The sequence below is a fragment of the Pseudomonas glycinae genome, from assembly GCF_001594225.2.
Taxonomy (GTDB): Bacteria; Pseudomonadota; Gammaproteobacteria; order Pseudomonadales; family Pseudomonadaceae; genus Aquipseudomonas; species Aquipseudomonas glycinae.
On record NZ_CP014205.2, the window covers coordinates 3,047,508 to 3,059,591 of the forward strand.

The 12,084-nt window shown below is 54.7% G+C and carries 6 protein-coding genes, 2 tRNA genes and 3 rRNA genes; 8 read left to right on the forward strand and 3 right to left on the reverse strand.

The window, feature by feature from the left end; translation table 11 throughout:
• Positions 1-23 precede the first annotated feature (23 nt).
• Entirely contained in the window at positions 24-452 is a 429-nt protein-coding gene (hemJ, locus tag AWU82_RS13730; protein WP_011336184.1) for a protoporphyrinogen oxidase HemJ, read from the reverse strand.
• Positions 453-587: 135 nt separating this feature from the next.
• Here hemJ and argC point away from each other — a divergent pair, with 135 nt between their 5' ends.
• Together argC and erpA are read left to right on the forward strand one after the other, a co-directional pair.
• Positions 588-1,622 (forward strand): N-acetyl-gamma-glutamyl-phosphate reductase, encoded by a 1,035-nt coding sequence (argC, locus tag AWU82_RS13735; protein WP_011336183.1) that lies wholly within the window; start codon positions 588-590, stop codon positions 1,620-1,622.
• A 168-nt stretch (positions 1,623-1,790) separates the two neighbouring features.
• The gene (erpA, locus tag AWU82_RS13740; RefSeq protein ID WP_003228776.1) at positions 1,791-2,141 is read left to right on the forward strand and encodes an iron-sulfur cluster insertion protein ErpA; all 351 of its coding nucleotides are present in this window, start codon (positions 1,791-1,793) and stop codon (positions 2,139-2,141) included.
• Between the two features lie 72 nt (positions 2,142-2,213).
• Here erpA and AWU82_RS13745 read toward each other — a convergent pair whose 3' ends face one another.
• The gene (locus tag AWU82_RS13745) at positions 2,214-3,305 is read right to left on the reverse strand and encodes an anhydro-N-acetylmuramic acid kinase (protein WP_064380382.1); all 1,092 of its coding nucleotides are present in this window, start codon (positions 3,303-3,305) and stop codon (positions 2,214-2,216) included.
• Between the two features lie 3 nt (positions 3,306-3,308).
• Positions 3,309-4,733: a peptidoglycan DD-metalloendopeptidase family protein gene (locus AWU82_RS13750; RefSeq protein ID WP_064380384.1), complete on the reverse strand. Its 1,425-nt coding sequence runs from the start codon at positions 4,731-4,733 to the stop codon at positions 3,309-3,311.
• A gap of 210 nt (positions 4,734-4,943) precedes the next feature.
• Here AWU82_RS13750 and tyrS point away from each other — a divergent pair, with 210 nt between their 5' ends.
• From tyrS to rrf, 6 genes are all read left to right on the forward strand, one after another.
• Positions 4,944-6,143: a tyrosine--tRNA ligase gene (tyrS, locus tag AWU82_RS13755; protein WP_064380386.1), complete on the forward strand. Its 1,200-nt coding sequence runs from the start codon at positions 4,944-4,946 to the stop codon at positions 6,141-6,143.
• A 552-nt stretch (positions 6,144-6,695) separates the two neighbouring features.
• Positions 6,696-8,232: ribosomal RNA gene (locus tag AWU82_RS13760) — 16S ribosomal RNA — on the forward strand.
• Between the two features lie 81 nt (positions 8,233-8,313).
• Positions 8,314-8,390: transfer RNA gene (locus tag AWU82_RS13765), tRNA-Ile, on the forward strand.
• A gap of 30 nt (positions 8,391-8,420) precedes the next feature.
• Positions 8,421-8,496 (forward strand) — tRNA-Ala (locus AWU82_RS13770).
• A gap of 244 nt (positions 8,497-8,740) precedes the next feature.
• A 23S ribosomal RNA gene (locus tag AWU82_RS13775) occupies positions 8,741-11,631 on the forward strand.
• 156 nt (positions 11,632-11,787) lie between these two features.
• A 5S ribosomal RNA gene (gene rrf / locus AWU82_RS13780) occupies positions 11,788-11,903 on the forward strand.
• Together the 16S, 23S and 5S rRNA genes with 2 tRNA genes alongside form the textbook arrangement of a ribosomal RNA operon.
• The last annotated feature ends 181 nt before the right edge of the window (positions 11,904-12,084 follow it).

A 12,084-nucleotide genomic window follows, 5' to 3' on the forward strand; every position in this document is an offset into this window, starting at 1 on the left:
CCGGAAAGTTGTATTTGTTGAAGTTAGAACGGCTTGACCACGACCAGAATTACGATAGCCAGCAATAGCAGAACCGGCACTTCATTGAACCAGCGATAAAAGACATGGCTGCGGGTGTTCTCGCCACGGGCAAAACGTTTTACCTGCGCGCCGCACATGTGGTGGTAGCCGATCAACAGCACGACCAGGGTCAGTTTGGCGTGGATCCAGCCACCGCTGCTGAAGATGCTCGGGTTCAGATAGATCAGCCAGCCACCGAAGATCAGCGCGGCGATCATTGCCGGGCCCATGATGCCGCGATAGAGCTTGCGCTCCATGATGCTGAAGCGTTCCTTGCTGATCGTGTCTTCACTTTGCGCGTGATAAACGAACAGTCGCGGAAGATAGAAGAGGCCGGCAAACCAGCACACGATGCTGACGATATGCAGCGCTTTGATCCACAGATAGAGCATTTTGGGTTATTCCCTGATTCACGGTAGGCCCGATAGTAGAGGCTTGAGCGTCCGCACGTCACCTTGGCGGTTGTCGCAGGGGCGCGCGGCCCCTATTATCGACGGCTTTCCAGTGGGTTCGTTGAGGGCAGGTTTATGGTCAAGGTCGGTATCGTCGGCGGCACGGGTTACACCGGTGTCGAACTGCTGCGTCTGTTGGCACAGCATCCGCAGGCAGAAGTGGTGGTCATCACTTCCCGATCCGAGGCCGGTCTGGCCGTGGCTGATATGTACCCGAACCTGCGCGGTCACTACGACGGTCTGGCATTCAGCGTGCCTGACATCAAGACCCTGGGCGCTTGCGACGTGGTGTTCTTCGCCACTCCGCACGGCGTTGCCCACGCACTGGCCGGCGAGTTGCTGGCGGCCGGCACCAAGGTCATCGACCTGTCGGCAGACTTCCGTCTGCAGGACGCTGATGAATGGGCCAAGTGGTACGGTCAGCCGCACGGCGCGCCGGAGCTGCTGGACGAAGCGGTTTACGGCTTGCCGGAAGTCAATCGTGAGCAGATCAGGAAAGCACGTCTGATCGCGGTGCCGGGTTGCTATCCGACCGCGACACAGCTGGGTTTCCTGCCGTTGCTTGAGGCGGGCATTGCCGACGCTTCGCACCTGATCGCCGACTGCAAGTCCGGTGTCAGCGGTGCCGGTCGTGGTGCTGCCGTAGGCTCGCTGTACTCCGAGACGTCGGAAAGCATGAAGGCTTATGCGGTGAAAGGTCACCGCCATCTGCCGGAAATTCGTCAGGGGCTGCGTCGTGCGGCGGGCAAGGATGTCGGTCTGACTTTCGTGCCGCACCTGACGCCGATGATCCGTGGCATTCACTCCACGCTCTACGCGACCGTGGTGGATCGTTCGGTGGATCTGCAGGCGTTGTTCGAGAAGCGTTATGCCAATGAGCCGTTCGTCGACGTGATGCCGGCTGGTAGCCATCCAGAAACCCGTAGTGTGCGTGGCGCCAACGTCTGCCGCATCGCGGTTCACCGCCCGCAGGATGGTGATCTGGTGGTAGTGCTCTCGGTGATCGACAACTTGGTCAAGGGCGCGTCGGGCCAGGCGGTGCAGAACATGAACATTCTGTTCGGGCTGGATGAGCGTTTGGGTCTGTCCCACGCCGGCATGCTGCCGTAACGACTGATCTTGCTTGGCAAAAAGGCCCGTTTGACGGGCCTTTTTGCATTCTGGTCGGCTGATCAGCTTTATTGATATACCGTAACAATAGTTGACCGATTTTCTAGGACAAGCGGATAATGCGCGTCATCACGCATTATGGCGGCGTAACGCCGGGAGAAAGTCAGCATGAGCGTCGAATCCTTCACCCCCACGGCTTTGCAATTCACTCAAGGTGCCGCGCACAAGGTGAAGAGCCTGGTCGATGAAGAGGGGAATGATCGCTTGAAGCTGCGCGTATTCGTTACGGGCGGCGGTTGTTCAGGGTTTCAGTACGGCTTCACCTTCGATGAAGATGTGGCCGAGGACGACACCATCGTCGAGCGCGAAGGCGTCAGTCTGGTGGTCGATCCGATGAGCTTCCAGTACCTGGCAGGTGCCGAGGTGGATTATCAGGAAGGTCTGGAAGGTTCGCGTTTCGTGATCAAGAACCCGAATGCCACCACCACTTGTGGTTGCGGCTCCTCGTTCTCGATCTGAACGCGCTTCACCGAACACAATAAAACGCCGCAGAACCTCACGGTTCTGCGGCGTTTTGTTATCTGCGATTTGTCAGTTGGGGTAGATGGCACCGAGTACGCGCAGGCCTTTGGCGCCGGTGACGCTCGGGCGATTGGCGGCGATCCCTTCAAGGCAGCAATGGGCCAGCCAGGCGAAGGCCATGGCCTCGACCCAGTCCGGATCGACACCGTGGGTCGCGGTGCTGGCGACCTTGGCATTCGGCAGCAGCCCGGCCAGGCGTTTCATTAGTGTGGCGTTGTGGGCGCCGCCCCCGCAGACCAGAAGCTCTTCGGTATTCGATTGAGCGCCTTGCAGCGATTCGACGATGGTCAGCGCCGTCAGTTCGAGCAATGTCGCCTGTACGTTTTCGGGTGCGAAACCTGGCAGACGCGACAGTTGCTGCTCCAGCCAGGGCAGGTTGAAGACTTCGCGGCCGGTGCTCTTCGGGCCTTGGGTCACGAAAAACGGATCGCTGAGCAGAGCTTTCAGCAGGGTCGGCTCGACCTTGCCGCTGGCTGCCCACTGCCCGTTGCGGTCGTAGTTCTCGCCCCGTTGCTGATGAATCCAGGCGTCCATCAGCACATTCCCCGGCCCACAGTCGAAACCGGCTACAGGCTTGTTCGGCTCAATCAGACTGAGATTACTGAAACCGCCGACATTCAGGACTGCACGGTTACCGGTACGCTCTTCGAACAACGCTTCATGAAAGGCCGGAACCAAAGGAGCGCCCTGGCCGCCGGCGGCTACATCGCGGCTGCGGAAGTCACTGACGACTGTAATGCCGGTCAGCTCGGTCAGCAGGGCAGGGTTGCCGATCTGTACCGTGAAACCACGCGCCGGTTCATGGCGAATGGTCTGGCCGTGGCTGCCGATCGCGCGAATGGCTTCAGGCTTGAGCTGTTGCTGTTCCAGAAGGGTATGGATCCCTCGTGCGGCGAGCTTCACCCAGTTCTGCTGGGCAATCGCCGAGCGGGCGATCTCGTCAGGGCCGCTGGCGCACAAGCCAAGCATCTCGGCGCGCAGGGTGTCAGGCATAGGGATGTAGTGCGTGGCGACCAGATTGATCGCCGAGGATTGCTCAATCAGGGCGATGTCCAACCCATCGAGACTGGTGCCGGACATCACGCCGATATACAGAGCCATGGCTTAACGTTTGCTCGAAGCCAGCATGGTGGCTTTTTCCTGATCCATGCGAGCCATCAGTGGCTGGCTCTGCGCCAAGAAGCGAGCACGTTCGGATTTGGCGATCGGGTCGGCCATCGGCAGTTTCTGACCCAATGGATCGACGTGAACGCCGTTGACCTGGAATTCATAGTGCAGGTGCGGTCCGGTGGACAGGCCGGTGGTGCCGATGTAACCGATCACCTGGCCCTGTTTCACGGTGCCGCCAGTCTTCACGCCCTTGGCGAAGCCCTGCATGTGGCCATACAGCGTGCGGTAAGTGTTGCCGTGCTGGATGATCACGGTGTTGCCGTAACCGCCGCGGCGGCCGGCCAGCAGCACTTTGCCGTCGCCGGCAGCCTTGATCGGCGTACCACGTGGGGCGGCGTAATCGACGCCTTTGTGGGCGCGGATCTTGTTGAGGATCGGGTGTTTGCGGCCCATGGAGAATTTCGAGCTGATGCGGGCGAAGTCCACCGGTGTACGGATGAACGCCTTGCGCATGCTGTTGCCATCAGCAGTGTAGTAGCTGCTGTTGCCCTGTTTGTTGGTGTAACGCACGGCGGTGTAAGTCTTGCCGCGGTTGGTGAAGCGGGCTGACAGGATCGGGCCGTTGCCAACCGCTTTGCCATTCACCACTTTCTGTTCGTAGATCACATCGAATTCGTCGCCCTGGCGGATATCCTGGGCGAAGTCGACGTCGTAGCCAAAGACACTGGCCATGTCCATGGTCAGGCTGTGGGACAGGCCTGCGCGGGCGGCGGACTGCGACAGCGAGCTGTTGATCACACCGTGCACATAAGCGGTGCGAACAGTGGGTTTGGCGGTAACGCGGTTGAACACATAACCCTTGTCGTTCTTGGTCAGGGTGATGGTTTCAACGTCGCTGACCTTGCTGTGCAGGTTGGTCAGCTGGCCTTGTGGGTTCAATTCGAATTCGAGTTTCTGGCCATGTTTGAGCTGGCTGAATTGCTTGGCCTGTTTATCGCTGGCCAGCACTTCATGGACGGCCGCGGCCGGCAGGCCGACTTTCTCGAACAGTGTAGAAAGCGTATCGCCCTTGGAGACGATCACTTCCCTGTGATTCGGGGCCTTCTTTTCTTCGACTACCGGTGTCGGCGCTGGTGCGGCCTGGGCGGTTTCCTGCGGTTCTTCGGTGCTGTTTTCGATCTGCGCGAAAGGGGAGGCTACGGATTCGTTTGTGGCTTGAGCCGCGTCGGCAGCGTCTTGATCTTGTGTCAGTTGTTCAACAGGACTTTCCAGTTCAAGGCTCAGCGTTGTCTTTTTGGCTTCAACATCACTGGATGGAAACACCAGGAGCGCCAGACTGAGAAGGGCGGCGATCCCACTTGCGGCGAGCAGGTGGGTCTTCGGGTAAAGCGGTGGCGCTTTAGACGGTTCAGTGGTCATAAGTAATTTGACTTTGAAAAAGATGAATTGGAAAAGATGAATGACATGATGAAGATGAAATAACTGTATAAAATATAACCAAATCATCTTTGAAGCAAGTCTGCGGGCGCCATGTCCGTGGATTGGTGTCCGTGCGCCGGGCAAAACTTGTATTTGGTGCACGATCTTGTATGGTTGGTTCCCTTTGAATCTGAGCCTTGCGGGTCTGTTATGAAGTCGGTTGAAGAGCAGCTAGCGCTGATTAAACGTGGTGCGGAAGAACTTTTGGTCGAGTCCGAGCTGATCGAAAAGCTCAAGCGTGGCCAGCCGCTGCGAATCAAGGCCGGCTTCGATCCAACTGCGCCGGATCTGCACCTTGGCCACACTGTGCTTATTAATAAGCTGCGCCAGTTCCAGGAGCTGGGGCATCAGGTGATCTTCCTTATTGGTGATTTCACCGGAATGATCGGTGATCCGAGCGGCAAGAGTGCCACGCGGCCTCCGTTGACCCGTGAGCAGGTTCTGGAAAACGCCGAGACCTACAAGACTCAGGTTTTCAAGATTCTTGATCCGGCGAAAACCGAAGTCGCGTTCAACTCCACCTGGATGGATCAGATGGGGCCTGCGGACTTTATTCGTCTGACTTCGCAGTACACCGTTGCTCGTATGCTCGAGCGTGATGACTTCGATAAGCGCTACACCACCAATCAGCCGATTGCCATTCACGAATTTCTCTATCCGCTGGTTCAGGGTTATGACTCTGTCGCGTTGCGCGCTGACGTTGAGCTGGGTGGTACCGATCAGAAGTTCAACCTGCTGATGGGGCGTGAGCTGCAGCGTGGTTATGGTCAGGAAGCACAGTGCATCCTGACGATGCCGTTGCTTGAAGGTCTGGATGGTGTGAAGAAGATGTCCAAGTCGCTGGGCAACTACGTCGGTATCCAGGAAGCGCCGGGTGTCATGTACAGCAAGCTGGTTTCGATTCCCGACGCGTTGATGTGGCGCTACTTCGAGCTGCTAAGCTTCCGTTCGATGGATGAGATCAATGCGTTCCGTGCCGACGTAGAGGCGGGAGCTAATCCTCGCGATATCAAGATCAAGCTGGCCGAAGAGGTTGTTGCGCGCTTCCATGGTGAAGAGGCTGCGGCCAATGCTCACCGTGGTGCGGGTAATCGTATGAAGGATGGTGAGTTGCCGGATGATCTGCCAGAGGTCGAACTGACTGCTGCCGAGGATATGCCGATTGCTGCTGTCCTTAATAAAGCGGGGCTGGTGAAGAACTCTGCCGCTGCTCGTGATCTGCTGGCTTCCGGCGGGGTACGTATAGATGGCGAGGTTGTTGATCGCTCCTTTATATACGTACTGGGTGCGACTCACGTTTGTCAGGCCGGCAAGAAGGCTTTTGCACGAATTACGCTGAAATCCGGATAAAGTTGAAATAAGGGGTTGACGGCGAATTCTGGATGTCTATAATTCGCCCCACTTCCGGCGCAGTCGAAACGGAAAACTCCTTGAGATTCAATGAGTTAAGTAGGTTTCGAAGCGGGTCGCTTCAGTTTATCGAGGCCTGGAAGGAGTTGGAAATGCCGGTCTGTTTGGCGCTTTCAACGGTTCGATCTTCTCGGTCGAAAGCGGAGAAAAAGAGGTGTTGACAGCAGCGTGTAACGCTGTAGAATTCGCCTCCCGCTAACGAGAGATCGGAAGCGCAAGTGGTTGAAGTTGTTGAAGAAATCTTCGAAAACTTCTGAAAATAATCACTTGACAGCAAATGAGGCTGCTGTAGAATGCGCGCCTCGGTTGAGACGAAAGATCTTAACCAACCGCTCTTTAACAACTGAATCAAGCAATTCGTGTGGGTGCTTGTGGAGTCAGACTGATAGTCAACAAGATTATCAGCATCACAAGTTACTCCGCGAGAAATCAAAGATGTAACCAACGATTGCTGAGCCAAGTTTAGGGTTTCTTAAAAACCCAAAGATGTTTGAACTGAAGAGTTTGATCATGGCTCAGATTGAACGCTGGCGGCAGGCCTAACACATGCAAGTCGAGCGGATGAAGGGAGCTTGCTCCTGAATTCAGCGGCGGACGGGTGAGTAATGCCTAGGAATCTGCCTGGTAGTGGGGGACAACGTTTCGAAAGGAACGCTAATACCGCATACGTCCTACGGGAGAAAGCAGGGGACCTTCGGGCCTTGCGCTATCAGATGAGCCTAGGTCGGATTAGCTAGTTGGTGAGGTAATGGCTCACCAAGGCGACGATCCGTAACTGGTCTGAGAGGATGATCAGTCACACTGGAACTGAGACACGGTCCAGACTCCTACGGGAGGCAGCAGTGGGGAATATTGGACAATGGGCGAAAGCCTGATCCAGCCATGCCGCGTGTGTGAAGAAGGTCTTCGGATTGTAAAGCACTTTAAGTTGGGAGGAAGGGTTGTAGATTAATACTCTGCAATTTTGACGTTACCGACAGAATAAGCACCGGCTAACTCTGTGCCAGCAGCCGCGGTAATACAGAGGGTGCAAGCGTTAATCGGAATTACTGGGCGTAAAGCGCGCGTAGGTGGTTCGTTAAGTTGGATGTGAAATCCCCGGGCTCAACCTGGGAACTGCATCCAAAACTGGCGAGCTAGAGTATGGTAGAGGGTGGTGGAATTTCCTGTGTAGCGGTGAAATGCGTAGATATAGGAAGGAACACCAGTGGCGAAGGCGACCACCTGGACTGATACTGACACTGAGGTGCGAAAGCGTGGGGAGCAAACAGGATTAGATACCCTGGTAGTCCACGCCGTAAACGATGTCAACTAGCCGTTGGGAGCCTTGAGCTCTTAGTGGCGCAGCTAACGCATTAAGTTGACCGCCTGGGGAGTACGGCCGCAAGGTTAAAACTCAAATGAATTGACGGGGGCCCGCACAAGCGGTGGAGCATGTGGTTTAATTCGAAGCAACGCGAAGAACCTTACCAGGCCTTGACATCCAATGAACTTTCCAGAGATGGATTGGTGCCTTCGGGAACATTGAGACAGGTGCTGCATGGCTGTCGTCAGCTCGTGTCGTGAGATGTTGGGTTAAGTCCCGTAACGAGCGCAACCCTTGTCCTTAGTTACCAGCACGTTATGGTGGGCACTCTAAGGAGACTGCCGGTGACAAACCGGAGGAAGGTGGGGATGACGTCAAGTCATCATGGCCCTTACGGCCTGGGCTACACACGTGCTACAATGGTCGGTACAAAGGGTTGCCAAGCCGCGAGGTGGAGCTAATCCCATAAAACCGATCGTAGTCCGGATCGCAGTCTGCAACTCGACTGCGTGAAGTCGGAATCGCTAGTAATCGCGAATCAGAATGTCGCGGTGAATACGTTCCCGGGCCTTGTACACACCGCCCGTCACACCATGGGAGTGGGTTGCACCAGAAGTAGCTAGTCTAACCTTCGGGAGGACGGTTACCACGGTGTGATTCATGACTGGGGTGAAGTCGTAACAAGGTAGCCGTAGGGGAACCTGCGGCTGGATCACCTCCTTAATCGACGACATCAGCTGCTCCATAAGTTCCCACACGAATTGCTTGATTCATTGAAGAAGACGAAAGAAGCAGCCCGAAATTGGGTCTGTAGCTCAGTTGGTTAGAGCGCACCCCTGATAAGGGTGAGGTCGGCAGTTCGAATCTGCCCAGACCCACCAATTTTGTGTGGGAAACGCCTGTAGAAATACGGGGCCATAGCTCAGCTGGGAGAGCGCCTGCCTTGCACGCAGGAGGTCAGCGGTTCGATCCCGCTTGGCTCCACCACTACTGCTTCTGAAGTAAAAGCTTAGAAATGAGCATTCCATCGTTGATGGTGAATGTTGATTTCTAGTCTTTTGACTGGTTCGTTCTTTAAAAATTTGGGTATGTGATAGAAAGATAGACTGAACGTTACTTTCACTGGTAACGGATCAGGCTAAGGTAAAATTTGTGAGTTCTCTTAGTTGAGAAATTCGAATTTTCGGCGAATGTCGTCTTCACAGTATAACCAGATTGCTTGGGGTTATATGGTCAAGTGAAGAAGCGCATACGGTGGATGCCTTGGCAGTCAGAGGCGATGAAAGACGTGGTAGCTAGCGAAAAGCTTCGGGGAGTCGGCAAACAGACTTTGATCCGGAGATGTCTGAATGGGGGAACCCAGCCATCACAAGATGGTTCTCTTGTACTGAATACATAGGTGCAAGAGGCGAACCCGGGGAACTGAAAGATCTCAGTACCCTGAGGAAAAGAAATCAACCGAGATTCCCTTAGTAGTGGCGAGCGAACGGGGACTAGCCCTTAAGTGGCTTTGAGATTAGCGGAACGCTCTGGAAAGTGCGGCCATAGTGGGTGATAGCCCTGTACGCGAAAGTCTCTTAGTCATGAAATCGAGTAGGACGGAGCACGAGAAACTTTGTCTGAATATGGGGGGACCATCCTCCAAGGCTAAATACTACTGACTGACCGATAGTGAACTAGTACCGTGAGGGAAAGGCGAAAAGAACCCCGGAGAGGGGAGTGAAATAGATCCTGAAACCGTATGCGTACAAGCAGTGGGAGCAGACTTTGTTCTGTGACTGCGTACCTTTTGTATAATGGGTCAGCGACTTATTTTCAGTGGCGAGCTTAACCGAATAGGGGAGGCGTAGCGAAAGCGAGTCTTAATAGGGCGTCTAGTCGCTGGGAATAGACCCGAAACCGGGCGATCTATCCATGGGCAGGTTGAAGGTTAGGTAACACTGACTGGAGGACCGAACCGACTACCGTTGAAAAGTTAGCGGATGACCTGTGGATCGGAGTGAAAGGCTAATCAAGCTCGGAGATAGCTGGTTCTCCTCGAAAGCTATTTAGGTAGCGCCTCATGTATCACTGTAGGGGGTAGAGCACTGTTTCGGCTAGGGGGTCATCCCGACTTACCAAACCGATGCAAACTCCGAATACCTACAAGTGCCGAGCATGGGAGACACACGGCGGGTGCTAACGTCCGTCGTGAAAAGGGAAACAACCCAGACCGTCAGCTAAGGTCCCAAAGTTATGGTTAAGTGGGAAACGATGTGGGAAGGCTTAGACAGCTAGGAGGTTGGCTTAGAAGCAGCCACCCTTTAAAGAAAGCGTAATAGCTCACTAGTCGAGTCGGCCTGCGCGGAAGATGTAACGGGGCTCAAACCATACACCGAAGCTACGGGTATCACGCAAGTGATGCGGTAGAGGAGCGTTCTGTAAGCCTGTGAAGGTGAGTTGAGAAGCTTGCTGGAGGTATCAGAAGTGCGAATGCTGACATGAGTAACGACAATGGGTGTGAAAAACACCCACGCCGAAAGACCAAGGTTTCCTGCGCAACGTTAATCGACGCAGGGTTAGTCGGTCCCTAAGGCGAGGCTGAAAAGCGTAGTCGATGGAAAACAGGTTAATATTCCTGTACTTCTGGTTATTGCGATGGAGGGACGGAGAAGGCTAGGCCAGCTTGGCGTTGGTTGTCCAAGTTTAAGGTGGTAGGCTGAAATCTTAGGTAAATCCGGGGTTTCAAGGCCGAGAGCTGATGACGAGTTGCCTTTAGGCGACGAAGTGGTTGATGCCATGCTTCCAAGAAAAGCTTCTAAGCTTCAGATAACCAGGAACCGTACCCCAAACCGACACAGGTGGTTGGGTAGAGAATACCAAGGCGCTTGAGAGAACTCGGGTGAAGGAACTAGGCAAAATGGCACCGTAACTTCGGGAGAAGGTGCGCCGGTGAGGGTGAAGCACTTGCTGCGTAAGCCCACGCCGGTCGAAGATACCAGGCCGCTGCGACTGTTTATTAAAAACACAGCACTCTGCAAACACGAAAGTGGACGTATAGGGTGTGACGCCTGCCCGGTGCCGGAAGGTTAATTGATGGGGTTAGCTAACGCGAAGCTCTTGATCGAAGCCCCGGTAAACGGCGGCCGTAACTATAACGGTCCTAAGGTAGCGAAATTCCTTGTCGGGTAAGTTCCGACCTGCACGAATGGCGTAACGATGGCGGCGCTGTCTCCACCCGAGACTCAGTGAAATTGAAATCGCTGTGAAGATGCAGTGTATCCGCGGCTAGACGGAAAGACCCCGTGAACCTTTACTATAGCTTTGCACTGGACTTTGAATTTGCTTGTGTAGGATAGGTGGGAGGCTTTGAAGCGTGGACGCCAGTTCGCGTGGAGCCATCCTTGAAATACCACCCTGGCAACTTTGAGGTTCTAACTCAGGTCCGTTATCCGGATCGAGGACAGTGTATGGTGGGTAGTTTGACTGGGGCGGTCTCCTCCTAAAGAGTAACGGAGGAGTACGAAGGTGCGCTCAGACCGGTCGGAAATCGGTCGTAGAGTATAAAGGCAAAAGCGCGCTTGACTGCGAGACAGACACGTCGAGCAGGTACGAAAGTAGGTCTTAGTGATCCGGTGGTTCTGTATGGAAGGGCCATCGCTCAACGGATAAAAGGTACTCCGGGGATAACAGGCTGATACCGCCCAAGAGTTCATATCGACGGCGGTGTTTGGCACCTCGATGTCGGCTCATCACATCCTGGGGCTGAAGCCGGTCCCAAGGGTATGGCTGTTCGCCATTTAAAGTGGTACGCGAGCTGGGTTTAGAACGTCGTGAGACAGTTCGGTCCCTATCTGCCGTGGACGTTTGAGATTTGAGAGGGGCTGCTCCTAGTACGAGAGGACCGGAGTGGACGAACCTCTGGTGTTCCGGTTGTCACGCCAGTGGCATTGCCGGGTAGCTATGTTCGGGCAAGATAACCGCTGAAAGCATCTAAGCGGGAAACTTGCCTCAAGATGAGATCTCACTGGAACCTTGAGTTCCCTGAAGGGCCGTCGAAGACTACGACGTTGATAGGTTGGGTGTGTAAGCGCTGTGAGGCGTTGAGCTAACCAATACTAATTGCCCGTGAGGCTTGACCATATAACACCCAAGCAATCTGTAGACTCGAAAGAGACCAGATTGCGGTGTGTGAAGACGCAATGAACCGAAAGTTCGACGCTCACAAGACACCGACAGCTGTCACATATCCAATTTGCTGAAGCGAGGCCATCTGGTCGCGAGTCAGTACCCGAATTTCTTGACGACCATAGAGCGTTGGAACCACCTGATCCCATCCCGAACTCAGAAGTGAAACGATGCATCGCCGATGGTAGTGTGGGGTTTCCCCATGTGAGAGTAGGTCATCGTCAAGATTAAATTCCGAAACCCCAATTGCGAAAGCGGTTGGGGTTTTGTTTTGTCCGCAGGAAAGTGCCTGGAGAAACCTCCAGCCGTCTCGACCGGAACCATTGGGGAAATCCTTCTGAAATGACCGCCTGGTTTTTGGTATGGTGCAGCTCGTTTTTTAACGGACTGATGTCATGCCCAAGGATC

Excerpts from the sequence above, each read along its gene's own strand:
- AWU82_RS13745 (WP_064380382.1), bottom strand. The coding sequence starts at position 3,305 with ATGGCTCTGTATATCGGCGTGATGTCCGGCACCAGTCTCGATGGGTTG.
- erpA (WP_003228776.1), top strand. The coding sequence starts at position 1,791 with ATGAGCGTCGAATCCTTCACCCCCACGGCTTTGCAATTCACTCAAGGT.
- tyrS (WP_064380386.1), top strand. The coding sequence starts at position 4,944 with ATGAAGTCGGTTGAAGAGCAGCTAGCGCTGATTAAACGTGGTGCGGAA.
- AWU82_RS13750 (WP_064380384.1), bottom strand. The coding sequence starts at position 4,733 with ATGACCACTGAACCGTCTAAAGCGCCACCGCTTTACCCGAAGACCCAC.
- hemJ (WP_011336184.1), bottom strand. The coding sequence starts at position 452 with ATGCTCTATCTGTGGATCAAAGCGCTGCATATCGTCAGCATCGTGTGC.
- argC (WP_011336183.1), top strand. The coding sequence starts at position 588 with ATGGTCAAGGTCGGTATCGTCGGCGGCACGGGTTACACCGGTGTCGAA.